At 40.1% G+C, this 20,524-nt stretch carries 19 protein-coding genes; 9 read left to right on the plus strand and 10 right to left on the minus strand.

Translation table 11 applies throughout. The features are described from left to right. Positions 1-58: 58 nt before the first annotated feature. Entirely contained in the window at positions 59-520 is a 462-nt protein-coding gene (locus tag VB733_RS10690) for a hypothetical protein (RefSeq protein WP_323340073.1), read from the plus strand. Positions 521-590: 70 nt separating this feature from the next. Here VB733_RS10690 and VB733_RS10695 read toward each other — a convergent pair whose 3' ends face one another. After that, positions 591-2,045: a protein adenylyltransferase SelO gene (locus VB733_RS10695; RefSeq protein WP_323340074.1), complete on the minus strand. Its 1,455-nt coding sequence runs from the start codon at positions 2,043-2,045 to the stop codon at positions 591-593. A gap of 138 nt (positions 2,046-2,183) precedes the next feature. On the opposite strand from VB733_RS10695, the gene VB733_RS10700 reads away from it, so the two are divergent. After that, on the plus strand, positions 2,184-2,843 hold the full coding sequence (locus VB733_RS10700; protein ID WP_323340075.1) for an SMI1/KNR4 family protein: 660 nt from the start codon (positions 2,184-2,186) through the stop codon (positions 2,841-2,843). 15 nt (positions 2,844-2,858) lie between these two features. Here VB733_RS10700 and VB733_RS10705 read toward each other — a convergent pair whose 3' ends face one another. From VB733_RS10705 to cobG, 5 genes are all read right to left on the minus strand, one after another. After that, positions 2,859-3,431: a GNAT family N-acetyltransferase gene (locus VB733_RS10705; protein ID WP_323340076.1), complete on the minus strand. Its 573-nt coding sequence runs from the start codon at positions 3,429-3,431 to the stop codon at positions 2,859-2,861. A 169-nt stretch (positions 3,432-3,600) separates the two neighbouring features. Beyond that, on the minus strand, positions 3,601-5,364 hold the full coding sequence (cobJ, locus tag VB733_RS10710; protein WP_323340077.1) for a precorrin-3B C(17)-methyltransferase: 1,764 nt from the start codon (positions 5,362-5,364) through the stop codon (positions 3,601-3,603). 46 nt (positions 5,365-5,410) lie between these two features. Further along, positions 5,411-6,148: a precorrin-2 C(20)-methyltransferase gene (locus VB733_RS10715; protein WP_323340184.1), complete on the minus strand. Its 738-nt coding sequence runs from the start codon at positions 6,146-6,148 to the stop codon at positions 5,411-5,413. A 32-nt stretch (positions 6,149-6,180) separates the two neighbouring features. Further along, positions 6,181-6,813, minus strand: a complete 633-nt coding sequence (locus tag VB733_RS10720) for a precorrin-8X methylmutase (protein ID WP_323340078.1) — start codon at positions 6,811-6,813, stop codon at positions 6,181-6,183. Positions 6,814-6,961: 148 nt separating this feature from the next. After that, positions 6,962-8,467 (minus strand): precorrin-3B synthase, encoded by a 1,506-nt coding sequence (gene cobG / locus VB733_RS10725; protein ID WP_323340079.1) that lies wholly within the window; start codon positions 8,465-8,467, stop codon positions 6,962-6,964. A gap of 468 nt (positions 8,468-8,935) precedes the next feature. On the opposite strand from cobG, the gene VB733_RS10730 reads away from it, so the two are divergent. The 3 genes from VB733_RS10730 (at position 8,936) to VB733_RS10740 (ending at position 12,428) form a co-directional block, all read left to right on the plus strand. Next, positions 8,936-9,898 carry an alpha/beta hydrolase gene (locus tag VB733_RS10730; RefSeq protein ID WP_323340080.1) on the plus strand — a complete coding sequence of 321 codons (963 nt, stop codon included), beginning with the start codon at positions 8,936-8,938 and terminating at the stop codon, positions 9,896-9,898. Next, positions 9,898-11,121 carry a precorrin-6y C5,15-methyltransferase (decarboxylating) subunit CbiE gene (cbiE, locus tag VB733_RS10735; RefSeq protein WP_323340081.1) on the plus strand — a complete coding sequence of 408 codons (1,224 nt, stop codon included), beginning with the start codon at positions 9,898-9,900 and terminating at the stop codon, positions 11,119-11,121. Before VB733_RS10730 ends, cbiE begins: the two co-directional genes overlap by 1 nt. Before the next feature lie 431 nt (positions 11,122-11,552). Then, entirely contained in the window at positions 11,553-12,428 is an 876-nt protein-coding gene (locus VB733_RS10740) for a hypothetical protein (RefSeq protein ID WP_323340082.1), read from the plus strand. Positions 12,429-12,469: 41 nt separating this feature from the next. On the opposite strand, the gene VB733_RS10745 is transcribed toward VB733_RS10740, so the two are convergent. From VB733_RS10745 to def, 3 genes are all read right to left on the minus strand, one after another. After that, positions 12,470-13,213 carry a cobalt-precorrin-6A reductase gene (locus tag VB733_RS10745; RefSeq protein ID WP_323340083.1) on the minus strand — a complete coding sequence of 248 codons (744 nt, stop codon included), beginning with the start codon at positions 13,211-13,213 and terminating at the stop codon, positions 12,470-12,472. Between the two features lie 257 nt (positions 13,214-13,470). Continuing rightward, positions 13,471-13,674, minus strand: a complete 204-nt coding sequence (locus tag VB733_RS10750; protein WP_096612287.1) for a hypothetical protein — start codon at positions 13,672-13,674, stop codon at positions 13,471-13,473. 15 nt (positions 13,675-13,689) lie between these two features. Continuing rightward, a complete protein-coding gene (gene def / locus VB733_RS10755) occupies positions 13,690-14,253 on the minus strand; it encodes a peptide deformylase (protein WP_323340084.1) in 564 nt (187 codons plus the stop codon). A 269-nt stretch (positions 14,254-14,522) separates the two neighbouring features. Here def and VB733_RS10760 point away from each other — a divergent pair, with 269 nt between their 5' ends. Continuing rightward, positions 14,523-14,900: a hypothetical protein gene (locus VB733_RS10760; protein WP_323340085.1), complete on the plus strand. Its 378-nt coding sequence runs from the start codon at positions 14,523-14,525 to the stop codon at positions 14,898-14,900. Between the two features lie 363 nt (positions 14,901-15,263). Here the strand turns inward: VB733_RS10760 and psb34 are convergent, their stop codons facing one another. Beyond that, positions 15,264-15,434 carry a photosystem II assembly protein Psb34 gene (gene psb34 / locus VB733_RS10765; protein WP_323340086.1) on the minus strand — a complete coding sequence of 57 codons (171 nt, stop codon included), beginning with the start codon at positions 15,432-15,434 and terminating at the stop codon, positions 15,264-15,266. A gap of 542 nt (positions 15,435-15,976) precedes the next feature. Between psb34 and VB733_RS10770 the strand changes: the two genes are divergently transcribed. From VB733_RS10770 to pcrA, 3 genes are all read left to right on the plus strand, one after another. Next, complete coding sequence (locus tag VB733_RS10770; protein WP_323340087.1) at positions 15,977-16,876, plus strand: ABC transporter permease; 900 nt, start codon at positions 15,977-15,979, stop codon at positions 16,874-16,876. Between the two features lie 168 nt (positions 16,877-17,044). Further along, positions 17,045-17,860: a DUF3598 family protein gene (locus VB733_RS10775; protein ID WP_323340088.1), complete on the plus strand. Its 816-nt coding sequence runs from the start codon at positions 17,045-17,047 to the stop codon at positions 17,858-17,860. A gap of 113 nt (positions 17,861-17,973) precedes the next feature. Further along, positions 17,974-20,349, plus strand: a complete 2,376-nt coding sequence (gene pcrA, locus VB733_RS10780) for a DNA helicase PcrA (RefSeq protein WP_323340089.1) — start codon at positions 17,974-17,976, stop codon at positions 20,347-20,349. Positions 20,350-20,524 lie beyond the last annotated feature (175 nt).

The following is a 20,524-nucleotide window of genomic DNA, read 5'->3' on the forward strand; positions in this document are numbered from 1 at the left end:
ATATTTAAGGTAATACTCCAACTATCATCATTTCAGAAAAGTCTGGGGGTTGATGAAAATGAAAAAAATTATCCCAGTCACTTTATTTATCATCATTACAGTCATCGCATTTTTGCTCAACCATCAACCAGCTAGTGGCAAAGAACGCGATCGTGTCTACAATCGCAGACATAATCATAGTTTGTTTAATCGCTATTACGAAGGCTATGGCGGGAATGGTTACTATCGCGGTTACTATAACAACCGTCGTTATCGAGTCTATCCGAGAAGATACTGTTATCCTGTCACACAATGGTTGTTAGACCAAGACCCCGGATATCATCCACGGGCTTACTCCGACGGTTATCGTCAGGGCAGCGAAAGTGCTAAAAAGGGGAATGCCTACAAGCCCCGGACTGCGGGCGGGGAATTTGGACGTGGTTTTGATGATGGTTATTACGGCAGAGAATTTAGCGGTCAAAAACACATTGTGGCGAATGCATATCTACCATTTACAACCAGCGAATGTAACTACTTTTAATAAAATTTAATTTTCGTTAATCTTCAATTATATCCCTGAATTTTACTCAAAACCAGGGATATTATTGTGCCTAAATTAATTGGATTTCCTGGATCAAATCATTAAAAGCTGTCCAATCATCAGCTTGAGCAATTGGTTCCCAAACTGATTCAATTACTGGTCTAATCACAACTGTTTTGGGGTTATATTGATTCAGAGTTTGACCGACTTTTTCGATTTCGGCAAGTGTTAAATTAGTTAAAATCCGATGATATATCCCTGCCCAATTTAAAAATAATTCCGATGCGCCGAGCGATCGCCCAATTTCGGAATCATTTAAAATACAACTAGCATCATCCCGCCATTTACTAGAAAAAGTAATTGCTAGGTCAGCAAAGAAATGATGGTAACTTACGGGATAATTATTTAAAAACCGTAATGTAGCTCGTAATAGTTCTTCAGCTTCTTGATTATCTAACTGTTCAAAACCTAATTTTCTCAACATAAAACGACGATATTCAGCATCATAATACTCTTCAAAACTAGATAAACCAGTTTCCATATCATTAGTCCGAATTGTAGCCGCCAATGGACGTTGTAATAACTCTAGGTTTAACTTGCAAATACCCGCTTGATTGCCGTAACTGTAGCGCCCAGAATGGTCAAAGTAAGCCGCAGTAAATTGTGGATCAAAGTTGGGAATAAAAGCATAAGGTCCATAATCAAAACTTTCACCCGTAATCGACATATTATCAGTATTTAAGACCGCATGACAAAAGCCAGATGCCATCCACTGGGCGACAAGTTCTGCAATTCTTTGTACTAATTCAGCATAAAATAACGCATATTTTTCTGATTCCCGATTCAGATGTGAATAGTAGGTATCAATAACATGATTTAATAGTTGCTTGATTAAATCTGGACGTTGAAAATAATTTAACCTCTCAAATGTACCGAAACGGATATGGGATTTACTCATCCTAATCATCACCGAAGAACGAGTAGGAGAAGGTTCGTCTCCTCTCCACAAACCTAAACCCGTTTCCACCACACTCAGACAGCGCGAAGTGCGTACACCCATTCTATGCAGCATTTCTGCCGCTAATACCTCGCGTATACCACCTTTGAGAGTCAGCATTCCATCACCGCCCCGCGAATAGGGTGTGCGTCCCGAACCTTTCGTGCCAAAATCGTATAGTTCGCCATCAGTACCACGAACTTGTCCGTATAGAAAACCTCTACCATCACCCAAATGAGGGTTATACTCACCAAATTGATAGCCATGATAACGTAATGCTAACAATGGTTTCCTGCCCTCAAACTTGCCAAATGCTTGACAAAAATGTTCATCAGTCACGTGAGCAGGATTTAATCCTAAACGGGGTAATAGTGCATTGTTACGCCATCTTAAAATGTGTTGGGGATATTCTGCGGCGCTGACTTCGTCATAGTAATCATCGCCGAGTGATTCTAAAACTGGTTCGTAGTTTAGGGAAAGGAGCGGATTGTGAGATGATGCGTTATTGGAAGTTTCAGGCAGGATCATTACCAGTACAGCTTAATTGAGTTCTGTTTTCATCCTACATCTGGAATTAGGTTGAAGGATAGCATTTTTTTGAGTCTGAGATTTAGTTGTAATTGTTTTAACTTTTGTTGATAATCTCAAGTAGGCTATGGAATAGACATGAATATTAATTTCGAGAAATTAAAAAATAAATTATCTCAGCTAGTACATTTAGATACAAATTTTGAGGTTTTTGGCTCAGAATCACATCAATATATTCTGAATCCTTGTTTAAGCGAGAAGGAATTACAAGACTTTGAATTAAATTTTCAAGTGAATTTACCGGAAGATTTTCGGAATTTTTTGTTGAAGATTGGCAATGGTGGTGCTGGACCTGGTTATGGTTTTTTGGGTTTAAATATTGACAATTTTCAGAATGGGCAACTATTTCAACCTGATTTTTTAGCTCAAGATTTTTCTTTAAAACATGAGTGGAATGATTTAGATTTACTCCAGGAAATGAATGGTAGTAAAGTCAGTGTTTACTTTGACCAAAAGTTTATTCAAGGCTCAATTGCTGTTGCCGAATATGGCTGTGGAATCCAAGCTAGATTAGTAGTCACAGGTGAAGAACGGGGTAATATTTGGATTGACGATCGCACGAATGAAGCGGGAATATATCCTTTGACAAGTCATTGTGCGGCATTTTTTCATGATGATCCAGATATGGATACATATATGTATGAGTCTGTTGAGGAAAGTAAGGAAGCTTTGACTTTTTATGAATGGTATGAAAATTGGTTAAATTTGGCAATTAATCAGGTGCTGGAGTTTGGGTAATGAGAAACGTGGGAATTAACCTTTAAATAACCACTGTGAATTAACTAAACTTGTCAAAACATGGTCTTCCCATTTACCATTAATCATTAAATAATCTCTGGCATATCCTTCGACTACAAATCCTAAGCGTTTGAGTAAGTTGCCACTACGCCGGTTATGAGGCATATAATTTGCAGAAATCCGGTGCATTTTCACTTCTTGAAACATGTATTGTATTGCCCCTTGCAGGGCTACTGTCATGTACCCTTTTCCTTGTTCATTTTCTGCCAAGCTATAGCCAACGTTACAGTATTGGGCGACTCCGCGAACAAAATTATTAAAGTTGAGAGTCCCAATGATTTGATTAGGGTTATTTTGGAGAAAAATAAATAATCTTAAGGAGCGATCGCTGTTAAACTCTTGATAGTTCACATCTATTTGTAACTGCCAGTATTCTTCTGTAAAGAACTCATCGTACCAAGCTGGGTAATAGGGTGTGAGGTAGGTTTTGTTTTGAATAAAATAATTGAGGATTTGGGGTATATCTTCATTATTTGCCATTCGCAAGATGATGCGATCGCATATAATCCAAGGTGTTTGGAAGTTCATACAATTCATACAATTAATACAATAATAGATGAAAGTATCTGAGATTTTAGATTTTCCCACAGATTCATATCATGTTCGGCTAATCACTGACAATTAAAATTTCTCCGCGTCTCCGCGTCTCCGTGTCTCCGTGTCAGTCTTAATAACAAGTATTCAGCCGGAAATGATATCACTCATACCTACGGGGAGTATAAACCCAAATTCCCCCATCTGGTTTGGCAATTACTCGCGTTTTGCTGGAGCCAATAATAATAACCGTTCGCATATCTGCACATTCTGGTGATAGTTCTGCTAATGTACATACTTTGATTGATTCTCCATCTCTACCAATATTACGGGCAAGCACTACAGTTGTATTTGGAGAACGATAATTTAGTAGTATCTTTTTTGTCTCGGTAAGTTGCCAAGTCCGTTGCTTAGAGATGGGATTATATAGGGCGATGACAAAATCACCTTGGGCGGCAGCAAGAATTCTATGTTCGATAATTGACCAAGGTTTCAAAATATCCGAGAGGGAAACAGCACAAAAATCATGACCGAGTGGCGCACCTATTTGGGCGGCTGCGGCTTGCATTGCCGAAATCCCTGGGGCGACGTGAATATCAATTCCTTGCCATGCGGGTTTTTGTTCCTTTTCCCAAGCTTCAAAGACTGCTGCTGCCATTGCATAGATACCGGGGTCGCCGGAGGATACAACAGCCACAAACCGCCCCTCCGCAGCTAAATCTAACGCTAGAGAAGCCCGTACGATTTCTTCGCGGTTATCAGACTCGTGCAGGTGTTTACCTGGGGTAGAAGCAGCAATCAGCTTCAGGTATGTAGAATAACCCACAAAATCAGTGGCATTACTTAATATATTTTTCACTTCCGGCGACATCCAATCGCTTCTCCCTGGTCCAGTACCAATGATTGCCAAGCGTCCACGTGGTCTGCCTGTGGTATTGGTGTCAATAGGTAAATCAGCGATCGCGATAGCACAAGTAATATTTAACACTTTTCGCTGGCTGATTAATTTTCCTTGGGATGCAGCCAAAGCTGCCGCAACGGCGACATCAGATGTGTGGTGTCGTGACATGGCTTTGCTCAGTTCATCTGGAGCCAAAAAACGCACTGGAACATTGAGTGCATCAGCAATCCCTTGTATTTCTGGCTGTGCAGCATCGAGTTGACTCGCAAAAACTCCAGCAATCGATGCTGGCGATAATTCGGCATCGGCGAGTATTTGTGGAATTAGGGGAATGGGGGATTCCGAAAAATCTCTTTGCTGATGTATGCTAATACCGATTGCGATCGCCTGTGGGTGATAAATTAGGTGAGTAGGAGTGGAAAATACATTTTTTTCGGTAACTTGAATGACTCTTTCCGCATTTGAGTTAATTGGTAATGAACTACTTTTTAACCAATTTAACCATAGGGGATTTCCTTCTAATCTCACCGAATTTCCCGCCAGCAAGTCTGACATAAAGACTTTGGCATTTGAGGGGTTAGACAAATGATAGCCTGGGGGTGGGTCTTCTAGAGCAATGCCAAACCGAATTTCACCCGTTGTTGTAATTGCTGGTTGGATATTGAAGACACTAGCAATTTGACGCGCTAAATTGTTCACTCCATTTAGTCCACCTAATAGCGGTACTATGGCGCTACCATCTTCTGCCACCGCCAAAACTGGAGGTTCCTGTCGTTTATTCGTCAGCAAAGGTGCGAGAGTACGAATTAAAATACCTGTAGCACAAATCCCAATAATCGGTGTGCCATCGGCAAATAACTCCCGTAATGTCGTGCCAAAATCAGTAAAATTGACATCTACATCTGTATCATAAGTGCGTCCTGCCAAACCATATAATTTTGCTCCGGGGATAACACTAATAATCTTTTTAGCGACGGAAATGCTGTTATTACCGAGAACAACGACAACAGGAGATAGTTTTGCCATAGATGAAGAAGAGGAAATAAGCGAATTGATGATAGTGCATTCTTTTTCATAGTTGACTTTGAGAAGGGACTAAAATCATTGAGAAATAAGGCACATCATCAGGTTCCACTTCATCTAAAGAAACTACTTTTTGACTTGCCATTGTGCCTCGCTCAATGTAATTTGCCCGCGATGCTAATCCGACTTTATGCAACACATCCCGAACTTTGGCAAAATGTCGCCGGAGTTTGATAATTGCCACCGCATCAGCATTTTTTAATTGTGCTTCCAAGGTATCTGCGGGTAATGTTGCCGGGAGGACACTAAAAACATCATTACGGTAAGTTAGAGGTACTCCTAAAGCCGAGGCGCAACCCATTGGACAGGAAATTCCCGGCACTACCTCAGTTTCATACTGTTCAGATAGTCGTGTAAAAACATACATAAATGAACCGTAAAATAACGGGTCTCCTTCACACAAAACGACAACGTCTCGTCCCTCAGCCAGATGTTCAGCAATCGGTATCACAACTTGGTCATATATTGGTTGTGCCGCTTCCGCATCAAGGGCGCGTGGCAAATGATACAATAGCTCAATGCGATCGCTGGGAATATATTCGGCAACAATACTTCTAGCCACACTTTCCTTGCCTTCAGCCGATTGATAAGCGACTACAGGACAGCTTTGTAACAAGCGAAAAGCCTTTAATGTTAATAATTCTGGATCACCTGGACCAACACCGACACCGTAAAGGCGACCTTTATGTTTGTTTATGTTTAGATTTGTGTTGATATTGTGATTCATATTGTGATTTATATTTTGACTCATATTTTGATTCATATTTCAGACTCCATGGCTAAAGCGTTAACTGCGGCAGATGCGATCGCGCTTCCTCCTCTGCGTCCGTATAATGTGATAAAGGGTATTTCCCGACTGTCTGCGGCTAAGGCGGCTTTTGACTCTGCTGCGCCGACGAAGCCAACGGGAAAGCCAAGAATTAGGGCGGGTTTTGCAGCGCCTGCATCTAACATTTCTAATAACCTAAATAGGGCAGTGGGCGCATTTCCAATTGCGACTACAGCCCCTTCTAAATAGGGTTGCCATAATTCTAAAGCCGCAGCCGAGCGAGTATTACCGATTTTTGCGGCAAGGTTGGGTACATCTGGATGGTTGAGGGTACAGATTACTTGATTGTTGGCTGGTAGTCGCTTGCGAGTCACTCCATTTGCTACCATCTGACAATCACACAAAATATTTGCTCCGTTTGCTAATGCCGTACGTCCAGATGTAACTGCTGTTGGTGAAAATCCGATACTATCGACAATATCAATCATGCCACAAGCATGGATCAGACGAACTGCAACCTTTGCCACATCATCTGGAAGTTGGGAGAGGTTTGCCTCTGAGCGAATCGTAGCAAAAGACTTTTCATATATTTGATTACCGTCGCGAATATAGTCAAGTGTCATTTTTATGGAGATATTTATTTAGATATTATTTATTCGTGAGTAATTATTAGTGATTATTTATTGATTTTGTATTTGAGATTTTTGATAGTAGATTACCCTGACTATATATTCCTCTAAAATAGTTAACAGTTATTTTGTTATTTATCAGTTATTCAAACATGCTTTGTAATTGTTTCAGACTATATCTATTCACAAAATCTGCAAAAGATTCATTCAGGTATGTAGATTTTGCCATGTATACTAGTAAGATTTTTTCTAATAAGGCAGGAATTTCCACAAAGGGCAAAAAATCATAAATCATCCTTCCAAATCTGTTATCTCCTTTTCCTAAATAAACTTGATATCCTCCTTCTTGTTCCCGAATCATCCCCAGGAGAGTAATATCGCCTTTTGCTGCCTGGGCACAAGACTTGGGACAACCTGTAAAATGGATATTAACAGGAGTAGGTAAAGTAATTCTCCTATTGAGATATTCAGCTAACAAGACAGCGTGACTTTTGGTGTCAGTTGCCGAAGATGCACATCCCGCATTCCCTGTACAGGCGACTAAAGCACTATAAATATTATTTACCGAATAATCTAATTTTAGATGTCGAATTTTGCTGCTAACTTCCTGAATATACTGTATGGGAATATCGGAAATTATTAAGTTTTGCCAAGGTGTTAATCTTAGGGTTCCATCACCATGTGTTTGGGCAATATTCGCTAATTCATAAATTTGTTTTGTTTCTAATTTACCCAACGGTGTCACAATCCCAATGTAAGCAAAGCCTTTTTGTTTTTGGTGATGAATATCAAGATGTAAGTAGTGATTTTGGTGAGTTTGGTGATTTTGAAAATCTTGATTATTTTCCAAAGAAATACGTCTCAATCTTCTATTTAAATAGAATTCAACTTCTTGGATAAATTGTGCCACTCCCAATTCATCTAAAATATCCCGCAAACGGGGTTGATGGGATTTTCGATATAGATTTAATGAAATTGATGATTGATTTTGAGATTTATTTTTGAGCAAATTCTGTAAATAAACCTTTGCCAATCCGACTACTACAGAAACTGATTCCTCCGGCTTTAATATCACTCCTGTATCCAAAAACGGATACGAAGCATCCATATCTGCATTCACACGTAACTTCAACCGAAAATAGACTTCTCCAGCAATGAAGACAGCAATTAACGCAATATCATTAGCTTGGGTAGCAACAGACACAGAGCCACCACCATCAAAGCAAACGCTAAATTTTGGGGAAAGTTCGACTAAATCTGCATGAGCCATCATCTGATATTCTAACTCGCGCATCAAAGGACGAGTATCAATTAGTTCACTATGGTCAATTCCCGCAGTCGGACTCCCCATAATATTACGGAGGTGATCGAGTTCTGGAAGCCTGGCAGCAAGACCAATCTCCTGCAATAAAGCCAAAACATCAGCCGGAATATCCCTAGTTATTTCCCGTAATTGAATATTCGCTCGATTAGTAATATTGATACTACCATTACCAAATTTATCAGCTAAATTAGCGATCGCTCGCAACTGCTGACTAGTAATTATCCCCCCAGGTATACGAATCCGCGACAATATACCATCTCGCGCCGAAGTGGGATAAAAAAGACCTGGACAACTGACAAAATTAGATGGTAGTGGCAATGACATTGATGCAACCCCTTCCCTGTGCGACGCAGGGAGCAGATAATGATTGTGTCTGTTTGACACTCCTGGAGTTGGCATTCTGACTTTAAGTAACCAGGGATTGGGGATTAAGGATGATCTCAATCTCAAATCTGATGATTACATTACAGTTGCGGCACAGTGTTGGAATTTCGCCAAACTTTCCCGACCCCAAGCTTGGGTATTTTATCACGACCTGAATTACCAGTCTGCAAATCTAATGTTTTCTTTTGTTGAGAAACGGAAATGCCGGAGAATTAGTAAGAAGTAGTAATATCATGTCCGCTTGAATACTTGTTATGAAAACTGACACGGAGACTTAGAGACGCAAAGACGCGGAGAAATCGTGATTGTAAGTGATTAAACGAACATAAGTAAGAAGTAGGCTGAAGAATGTGCGATCGCGCTAGCGATGCTACTGTATGTAATTGGATCTCGAAAAAATAATCCAAAATGAAAGAACGCAACTTTCGTAATATCAACACAAACGGGGTGACACTGAGGACAGTTGTTGAAGGTGAAGGACCTCTGGTAATTTTACTCCACGGCTGGCCTCAATGCTGGTATCTATGGCGACATCAAATAGACCCACTTGTGGAAGCCGGTTTTCAGGTGGCTGTTCCCGATCAACGAGGTTATGGTGGTAGCGATGCTCCAGAGGAAATCGAAGCCTATGACATTATCCATTTAACTGGAGATGTTGTTGGCATTGCTGATGCCCTTGGACATGCAACTTTCACTGTTGTTGGACATGACTGGGGTTCTCTTGTCGCTTGGAATACAGCTTTGCTACATGAAGAACGAGTCAATGCTGTTGTCGGTATGAGTATCCCCTACATACGTTATCCGGTGGGAGCATTAACAAAGCAAGAGAATTATGGGGATAACTTTTGGTATACGGTTTATTTCCAGCAACCTGGAGTGGCTGAAGCTGAATTTGAAACAGATATTCGGCGATCGCTACGGACAATTTATGCTAGTGTTAGTGGCTCTGCTCCTGAAGGAATTTTCTTCCAACCCAAGTCATCAACCTCCGGTTTTCTGGATGGATTAATCGATTCCGAACAGCAGGTATTAGGATTAACAGAAGCAGACCTAGATTATTATGTCGAACAGTACCAACGTAGTGGCTTTCGTGGTGGATTAAACTGGTATCGAAATTTTGACCGAAATATGGAAATTACTCCGCAACTGCAAGATAAAAAGATATTGCCACCTGCTTTTTTCATTGCTGGCGACAAAGATATTGTCCTTCAGTTTCCGGGGATAAATCTGGAGACAATGACTCAGTTAGTTCCTAACTTGAAAGGACAAGTTATGATCGAAGGCGCTGGTCATTGGGTTAGCGTTGAGTATCCCCAAGCAGTGAATGAAGCTTTGCTAGGCTTTCTCAAGGACTTTGCCTCTCCACACTAATGACAAACAGTAAAAAATGGTTAGCGGTGGTAGGTATTGGTGAAGATGGATTATCAGGATTAAGTGCGATCGCACTTTCTTTGGTCAAAAATGCCAAAATTATCGTTGGTGGTAAACGTCATTGCGCTATGCTACCAGCAGATGATCCCCGTCCAAAAATTATCTGGTCTTCACCCATATCTACATCTCTAGAAGAAATTGTCCATCATCGCGGTGAATCTGTCTGTGTCTTAGCCAGTGGAGACCCCATGTGTTTTGGTATTGGTGTCACCCTCACTCGCAAAATACCCATTGATGAGATGACAATTATACCCGCACCATCAGCTTTTAGCCTCGCTTGTGCCAGACTAGGATGGTCGCTAACTGACGTTGAGACAGTCAGTTTATGTAGTCGTCCCCCCGCACTCATACAAACGGTAATTTATCCCGGTGCGCGAATTTTAGTCTTGAGTGAGAATCGGCATACCCCAGAAATTGTCGCCGACATCTTGACAAAAAGAGGATATAGTGGTAGCAGAATTATTATTTTAGAACGGATGGGTGGTTCCCAGGAAAGGATAGTCGAGGGAACAGCAGGCTCATGGATGCATGGAGAAATTGCCGACTTAAATGCGATCGCGATTGAATGTATTGCGGATACTGAGGTAGTTCCCTTATCTCGGTTGGCAGGATTACCAGATAACGCCTATCACCACGATGGACAACTGACAAAACGCGAAGTCCGAGCCATCACCCTTGCTAATTTAGCACCAATTCCCGGACAACTATTATGGGATGTGGGGGCAGGCTGTGGTTCCATTGGTATCGAATGGATGCGAAGCCATCGCCAATGTCGAGCGATCGCGATCGAGCAAAATCCGCATCGCCTACAATATATAGCTGATAATGCCACTGCTTTGGGCACACCAGGATTACAAATTGTTGCTGGCAAAGCACCAGATGCACTCCAAGATTTACCTCAACCCCAGGCAATTTTTATCGGTGGAGGTGTGACAGCGCCAGGAATATTAGAGATGTGTTGGCAAGCATTACCCCTAGGAGGACGTTTGGTTGCGAATACCGTCACCATTGAAAGTGAGTATAAATTATTGCAATTCCATCAACAAGTCGGTGGAGAATTAATTCGCATCGCAGTACAGCGAACAGAACCAATTGGTGGCTTTTTGGGTTGGAAAGCAATGGCGCAGGTGACGCAGTTAGTTGCAGTGAAGGAATCACATTAATCTAAGAGACCATTTATCAAGTTCCTTTGTAAATTTACGTGAATTTACGTATATACTCACAAATTCCTCACAAGTTCACCCTAAATTGAGGATATAGGACTCCTATTTGATTTTTGAAAAAATAATTTGGCTAGAAGCTTGCTATACAAAGGTTTCTTTCTCAGTATACTTAATAAGGTTCAAGTAGGATTCCTATATGAGGCATACATTAGGAGATATTCCAGAATTCAACTGCATCAGTTTGTAGATAATAGCCAACGCAATATCAATCTCGTAAAATCTGGTTCTAATTCTTTTCAGTCACAAAGCTATTAGTTTGTTAAATACCCTAAAACGACTCAAATAGTCAAAGGGGGTGAATGGGGATGTGTGGCGAAACAATCAAGCTGAGAAAAGCTGAATTAGCCATGCAACATAGGAGGTGATTTGTAATGAAAGCTCATCCATTTCTTTGGGCGATAATAGCGTTTACAGCTACTCTATTAAATCCATTAATTCTATCAGCTCAAAACCTACCAAGTATTTCACTAACTCCCAGCATAGATTATGCCATATCATCTCAAAATTGGATGAAAAAGTATGCAGAACGCTCAATTGAGCAGCTTGGTGGTTTTATTCCGCAAAATCAACTTTATATCTATGAGACGATTCAATACCGTGCCTATGCTTTGTGGGCATCTCGTGATAGCAAGGTTTTGACAGAGGTAAAAAGTAAGTTAGGAACACGAGAAATTATTTTGAATTTGATTGATAAGAATAATGATGGGAAACCGGATGAATTTGTATACCACCTACCGGGAGATCAACATTCCCAGGATTTTGGTTTCATGTTTGATCTCAATCGAGACGGCAAAATGGATTATTTTGTTTTTAACGGAGGTCCTTTATATCTTAAAAAAGAATTTCAAAATGCTAGGGAAGTTTTTTCTAGTTTATTTTGGATGAATTACCATTGGATAGATTCTAATTACGATGACAAGATTGACATTGCGGTATTTAATGATATCGATATAGATGGAGATGGTAATCCAGATAAAGGTGTAACTGCTTGGGTTTATGATGATAATTTTGATGGTCGAGTAGATCGGGTTGAATATTTAGGATATACACCTTGGTTTCCCATGGATACTCAGTATGGTAAATTATGGGAACCTGAAAAAAATCAGATACTCAACAAGCCGATAGAAGCAAAAAATGGTGAATTTACCTTAAAGCGATCGCTCAATCCTAAGGTATTCAATCAACAAGTTGACATTCGCAATACTGCATTAATTTCTGACATTCATTCAGCAGTAGGGAAGCAGTAGGGAAGAAGAACAAAAATTAAAGTTGACTTGGTATATAGCCTCTAACTGCAATTTTTCCGCAACCACTCCAATGCACCCTCAATATCACTCACCTTTTCCACATCCGGAGTTGGGGGACGTTGTACCATGACAACTTTAATCCCCAATTCTCGCGCAGCAATTATTTTGCCGTATGTAGCATTCCCGCCACTATTTTTACTAACCAGCGTATCTATTCCGTATTCCCGCAGGATTTTGCGCTCATCAGCCAAATTAAAAGGACCTCTGGCAGATAATATTTCTCCTTGTGGAAGCAAAGCATCAGGTGCAGGTGGGTCTATTAACCGCATCAAAAACCAAATATGATCTAAATCTGCAAAAACTGCAAGTTGCTGTCTCCCAACTGTGAGGAATACCCGCTTGGCAAACTTAGATAATATCATTGCTGCTGTTTCCACGCGATCGACCCCAATCCAATCATCTCCAGGTAACTGTTCCCATTCCGGACGCACAAACATTAAATGGGGAATATGACAAATTTGTGCCGCCGCCGCCGCATTCCCAGATATTTGTGCAGCATAGGGATGAGTCGCATCAATAAGTACATGTATTTTTTCATCACGTAAGTATTGCACTAAACCTTCGACACCGCCAAAGCCACCAATTCGGACTATTCCATCTGGAGATAGGGGATTTTTCGTCCGACCAGCAAGTGATGTGATAACTTCTATACCAGAAAGACCCGATACTCGTGCAGTTAATGCCGATGCATCACCCGTACCACCAAGAATCAGAATACGCTTCATTGGAGATGAATCCTCGTTCTATCTAAATACCAATGATAAAACTGATGAGGGATGGGGAGATGGGGAAGAAAAATTAATGATAATTGACTAGCAAGACTTGATACCGTATCAGTTCGTCTTAATCTTTGAAGAGTGAGGCGGTTTAAATAAAAGGTGAAAGGCAAAAAAGTAAACGCTAATCTTTTGCCTTTCAGACCACTTTGGCGAAGCGGAGAAAGCAATTTGCTTACATTGGCTTCCCCGATCGCACCTGATGCTTATTTAATATTAGCCTTTGCATCTCGCACAGCTGCAAAAAAAGATAATAGAGTTAGAGGAATACTCAAACCCAGGATGATTGAAGTAGTTTGCATCCCCAAATCGGGTTCGCCAGACGTAATTTCAAAAACAGAACCAACACCTGCGATCGCGGTAATGCAGGAGATAGCCAGAAACAAACCACTTTTTGGAGTTAAATACACTTTGACTAATCCACCTTATACAATTGGTTTAACAGCTTTCTGGGAGAAACCATGTTTAGATAGTTCTTGCCCCAGAGCCAGGGAATTTTCTACACGGTCTACAAATACCACACCATTGAGGTGATCCATTTCGTGGAGAATACAACGGGCGAGTAAATCATTCGCTTTGAGGGTTTGCGGACGACCATGTTCATCTCTGTAGGCAACTTCTACAGCCTCCGGACGCTTCACATCCAGGCACACACCAGGAATACTCAAACAACCTTCTTGAGCAACGCTGGTTTGCTGACTAGTTTGTTTGATGATGGGATTAATCAGAACTAGCGGTGGATTTTCGGGGTTATCGGGTTCCAAATCGATGACAATCAACTGCTTATGAATGCCAACTTGGGGTGCAGCTAAACCAATCCCATCACTGCTGTACATTGTTTGCAGCATTTTTCGCGCTAAATCGCGGATTTCATCATCGATTTTACTAACGCGCTTGGCTGGTTGGCGCAAAACGCGATCGCCTAAATAATGCAACTGCAAAGGTGGATTTTTTAACTTTTTTTTCTCAACAGCAATTTCAGACAGCATGGGAAATCTTACTCGCTCTTTTCGGCTAGGTTTTACACAGTGCTAGTTTTTTTATCTTAACAAAAGGGGTAATAGATATTGGGTATTGGCATGGCAGATCAGGTGATTTCTTTCCAGAATGATATCTTTTTTCCTTTTTTCGGAGCTATTGCTGGCTCTGTTCTCATTTTTTTGACAATTTTTCGGGAATTCAATTAGTCAATGTGTATCCATCAATATCAACTCACAATCAACTAAAAATCAACTCTAATAAATAGGTGACATACACTATGTTGGATATCAAAAAAAGATTTCTCAGCCTTGTTTTATTACCTGTTGCTAGTATTACTCTCTTGGCTGGTGCGGCGAATGCTGAAACATTAAAAACCAAAAATTTTAAAGTCACTATTACAAGAAATTGCCCTGAGGGATATGTCGTTTGTAATAATGTCACTTATGTAGGCAGAAATTTAAAAACAGGTCAATCGATTCGTTTGAGAGGAAGAACAATACATACAGTTGGTGCAGATGGTGTCACCCCAAGTCGTTTTCTCGGCTATCAATTCCGTAATCGAGAATATATTTATCAGGTGACGGCAGATAATAGATTACTTGTTTATAATGGTAAAAAGTTGATACTTCAAGAACAAGGCGTTTTGATAAATTAGAAAGTCTGGCAGTTATTAGGGTAATTAAGAGAACTTTAAATACTCAAAGAATTATGAGTTCAGAATGTGGAATTATTAACAATTATGTTTATCCAAATACAAAATATTCACTCATTCACTCAACATCTAAAAACTTATAATTCATAATCAATAATTCATAATTTTGTCAACCCAGCTATAAACAGTTGGGTTTTTGATTTTTAATTTTTGATAAATACATAATGAATATATATTGGTGAAATTACAAGAAAAAAACCTCGGAGAAACCAGCCGAGGTTGATAAAACTTTGACGATGAGTGTTGATACAGTTAATTTAAAATCTATTTAAAAATCCATTTAAAATTTATTGAAAATCCATCATATTAACTAACCGCAAACGCAACTAAGACTAATGTGGTGACTAGTAAAGTTGCAAACGCGCCCTGTAACGCATATTGACGCTGCTCATATTGACTTGGGTATTGAGATTGATACATCTGGGGTTCGGTAGCGTAATTATTCAAAATACCTTCTTCATTAATGGTGGTATACATAGCTTTTCCTCAACTTTTGTTTTTCGGTGGTTTGTTTCCTTATGTAAATAAATATAACAATATTGTTACAAACTGTCAACACAACTTGACAAGCAAAGTTGGATACGTGTAATAAGAAGGGCTTATCTAGAGTTCTTCATTGCCAGATGCAACATATTTAAGGTATATCTGGTGCGATCGCACAGTAATATGATGTCCGGTTGAATACTGATTATTAAGACTGACACGGAGACTTGGAGACGCGGGAACGCGGAGAAATTTTAATTGTCAGTGATTAGCCGAACATGATAGGTAGGAACTGAATAACAAATAGTACGTGGGGAATCAACGCACAGATAGTCATATCAAGCCTAGCTAATCGTTATGATTCATTCTTCTCCGCGTCTCTTCATCTCCGCGTCAGTTGTATCATCATTAATTTCAGCACACCCGATATCAAAATCACTCCTCTCTTCCCTTTCCCCACTTGCCAAGGCTATAACGGTAACTTGATGTGATTGCGTGAATATTGGGTTCGAGTCAGTAGTGGTGTGGAGATTTCTATGAAAATATTTACCAAACTAGATTATTTACTGAAAGAGACATTTCTGGGATTAAAACGCGGTGGTTGGATGAACTGGGCAGCAATTAGCACTGTCACCGTATTGCTATTTTTGTTTGGGATGAGTTTACAAACATCTTGGCAATTAGAAAAACTGCTTAACCAATTTGGTAGTCAATTAGAAGTATCAGTATATTTAGATGCACAAGCAGGTGTAGATACTGTTGCCCCATTAGTATCGAAAATGCCCGAAGTCGTCAACGTTGAAAAAATTACCAAAGACGAAGCATGGAAAAAATTAGTTAAAGAGTTAGGGATATCGGATATTGAAGGTGCAACTCAACAACTTGGTAGCAATCCTTTGGTGGATGAGTTGAAAGTTAAAGCCCGTAGTTCGGAAGCAGTACCAAATTTAGCCACACAACTGGCAAAAATAAAAGGTGTAGAGACAGTCCAATATGTTGATGAAGCAGTGGTACGTATTACCCAATTACATCGCGGCTTAAATTGGATGAGTTTAGCGATCGCAATTACTTTAACTCTAACTGCTGTTGCTGTCACTAATATCACGATTCGCCTAATTGTTTTGGCACGTCGTCGCGAAATCGAAGTTATGCAACTTGTGGGTGCAACTTCTGCATGGATATATTTGCCATTTATTTTTCAAGGTATTGCTTTTGGTGTGTTGGGTGGTGGCATTGCTTGGAGTTTGATTAGCCTGACTCAGCAATTTATCAACCAACTCTTGTTAAAGCAGGCTGATTTTATTCAATTCCTGGCTACTGGTTTAAAATTAACCACCACACAAACATTAATCTTACCTATAATTCTCTTAGGGTTTGGTGCCACGGTAGGATTAATGGGCAGTTTATTTGCAGTGAGACGATTTGCCAAGGGATAATATCGGGTTCGCTTGCATAATTTATGATTAAAGATAAAACTGACGCGGAGATGGGGAGACGGGGAGGGAAAATTTTAATTAGCTACGAAAAAATAGGGAAATGAGGTTTCTGATACCCACAAAGAATTAAGATTTAATTGATCTAGTGACAATTCTCCAAATTCAGTCATGCTTTCTCAATGGGAATCTTTTCTGCAAAATCTCGGTATCTGGGTAGGCTCATTTACTCAATTCTCTCCCACAGGTGAAGAACTGGAAAATATCCCCAGTCGTCTACATCTTGAAGGCTTGAACAATAATCAATCGGCAAGGCTGACACTTCAGCGTCAAGGTGGACAAGATTTAGTTTTAGAATTGAGTACATTATCGCGAAGTTTGCTTTTTTTTGAAAATGGGGCATTTAGCCAAGGTACAATTCAGTTTTCGCCATTTTCAGAATTTGGTGCCGAATTTGGTTTGATTTATCACAATCGACGTTTACGTCTGGTTCAGTTATTTGATACTAATAACAACCTCCGAAAGTTAACTTTAATTCGGGAATACCGCGAAGGAACTCAATTAAACGAACGTCCAAGATTAACAATTGATGCATTACTGGGAGAATGGGAAGGTGAAGCCATCACAATCTATCCAGACTGGCGAGAACCCAGTAATTTCCCCACAAAAATGCAGCTAGCAATGGATTCTGGCGGTAGATTAGTGCAAAATACTAGCTTTGGCGACAATCCAACATTAACATCGAGTGCAACTATTAACGGTTCCATTCTCAATTTTGATCAGAATCCTCAAAATCCAATTCAAGTCTTAATGTTGCCCGATGCTGCCTCTGCAACATTTCCCATCAAAGCACAATTAAATCAGCCGTTATTTTTAGAAATTGGTTGGTTATTGGAACCCGATTTACGACAAAGAATGATTCGCAGTTATAACGATAAGGGTGAATGGGTGAGTTTAACTTTGGTGACGGAAAGAAAAGTTAATTAATTAATTTAAACTGAATGCTGCAAATTCGGTAGGATAAGGTAGCCGATCAAATATTTATAGTTACAGTTATTTTCATGTGCAGCTAATCTGCTCCACACATATAGTTTGAGTTCATGACACCTACTTCTAATTTTCTCAGCCATCTCAACCCCAGTCAACGCCGTGCTGTCGAGCATTTTTGTGGTCCCTTGCTCGTTGTTGCGGGTGCTGGTTCCGGTAAAACAAGAGCGCTGACTTTTCGGATTGCGAATTTAATTCTCGAACATCGGGTTGATCCCGAAAATATTTTAGCAGTTACTTTCACAAATAAAGCTGCACGGGAAATGAAGGAACGCATCCAGAAACTTTTTGCTGAACAGATGGCAATACAGGAATATGGAGAAAAGTATGATTTATTACCCGAATATGACCAAGTAAAATTGCGATCGCGTGTCTATAGAATGGTCATCAAGGACATGTGGTGTGGTACTTTCCACAGTTTGTTTTCCCGGATTCTCAGACTTGATATTGACAAGTATCAGGATGAAAATGGGCGAAAGTGGGATAAGAATTTTTCGATTTTCGATGATTCGGATGCACATTCTTTAGTCAAAGAGATTGTGACAAAACAATTGAATCTTGATGATAAAAAGTTTGAGCCGAAGTCTGTCCGTTATGCGATCGGTAATGCCAAAAACCAAGGTTTTACTCCGAAAGAGTTTGCGAGCGAACAGCCGAATTACCGAGGTAAGATAATTGCTCAAGTCTATAGTATTTATCAAGATAAATTAGCAGAAAATAATGCCCTAGATTTTGATGATTTAATTTTAATTCCCACAAGATTATTCCAGCAAAATGAGCCAGTATTAGATTATTGGCATCGCAAATTTCAGCATATTTTAGTTGATGAGTATCAAGATACTAATCGCACCCAATACGAATTAATTCGCTTACTATCTACCAATGGTGAAACTAAGAAAAATAAATGGAGTTGGGATAATCGTTCGACTTTTGTAGTCGGGGATGCAGACCAATCAATTTATTCCTTTAGGCAGGCAGATTTCACAATTCTCCTGGGATTTCAAGATGACTTTGGTGATGGGAGAGAGGACGATAATACCCAAACAATGGTGAAATTGGAAGAGAATTATCGTTCTTGTGAAAATATCCTCGAAGCCGCCAATCAACTAATTGAAAATAATACACAACGTATCGACAAAATCCTCAAGCCAACCCGTTCTGCTGGCGAAGACATTTGTTTATTCAAGGCAGACGATGAGGTTGTAGAAGCCGACTTTGTCATTAATCAAATTCGCCAATTAGAAGCAGAAAATCCTGATTTAAATTGGGGTTGCTTTGCAATTCTTTACCGTACTAACGCCCAATCTCGACCATTTGAAGATTTACTAGTTAAATATCAAATTCCTTACACTGTTGTCGGCGGATTTAGATTTTACGATCGCAAAGAAATCAAGGATATTTTAGCTTACTTAAAAGCCGTACAAAACCCAGCCGATGCCGTTAATATCCAAAGAATTATTAATACTCCCCGGCGTGGGATTGGCAAATCAACAATTGACACCTTAGTTCGTGCCGCTCAAGAACTCGGCACCAACCTGTGGGAAATACTGAGTGATGAGACATCAGTTAATACCTTAGCTGGGCGTGCTGCCAAGTCAGTAAATCACTTTGCCAGCATTATTAAAAAGTGGCAAGCAGAAATCGAAACAATGCCCGTAACCGAACTCGTGGCTGGAATCATTGAAGATTCGGGTTATGTCCAAGACTTACACAATCAGGGAACCGACGAAGCTGAAGACAGAATCCAAAACATCCAAGCACTGTATAATGCTGTTTCCGAATTTCAAGAGGAGAACGAAGAAAACGAAGAAAGCGTTACCCTACAAAAATTCCTCGAAAAAACTTCCCTCAGTTCCGACTTAGATAATTTGAAGGAAGGAGATGCAGCAGTTTCCTTAATGACATTACACGCATCGAAAGGTTTAGAATTTCCCGTTGTCTTTTTGGTGGGCTTAGAACAAGGATTATTTCCCAATTATCGCTCAATGCAAGACCCCGCATCATTGGAGGAGGAACGGAGATTATGTTACGTGGGCATAACACGCGCCCAGGAACGATTATTTATCAGCCATGCCAGAGAGCGAAGACTTTATGGTAGCAGAGAACCCGCCTTGCGATCGCAATTCTTGGATGAGTTGCCTACAGAGCTAGTTGCTAATTATCACCCCAGCCGCAAAGGCTATGTCAAAAGTGCTGCTGGTGGTATTTCAGCGCGTACAAGTCGTAAAACTAGTTTTGAGAACGGTTTTGGCGATACTAATCAAAATTGGCAAGTAGGCGATCACGTGCTACATAAAACATTTGGAGAAGGTGAAATTACTCATGTCTTTGATGCCGCCAGCAAAACCTCTGTAGCGATTAAATTTCTTAACTTGGGAAGTACAAAAATTATTGATCCCAGAGTTGCACAATTACAAAAGATGGATTAATTATGATTATCTTGAGATGATCTTGATTTATTTTGTGTTTAAGTAGGTCGGTGGGAACAAACACAACTATGTTAAGAAAGATAAACAAGGCTAAAACCCTCTTCCCTCCTACCCTCTGCCTCCTGCCTAATCCCAATGATAAATATTCACGCCTACTTACTTATCTGTGGTTCAA

It is taken from the genome of Calothrix sp. UHCC 0171 (genome assembly GCF_034931845.1).
GTDB lineage: Bacteria > Cyanobacteriota > Cyanobacteriia > Cyanobacteriales > Nostocaceae > Brunnivagina.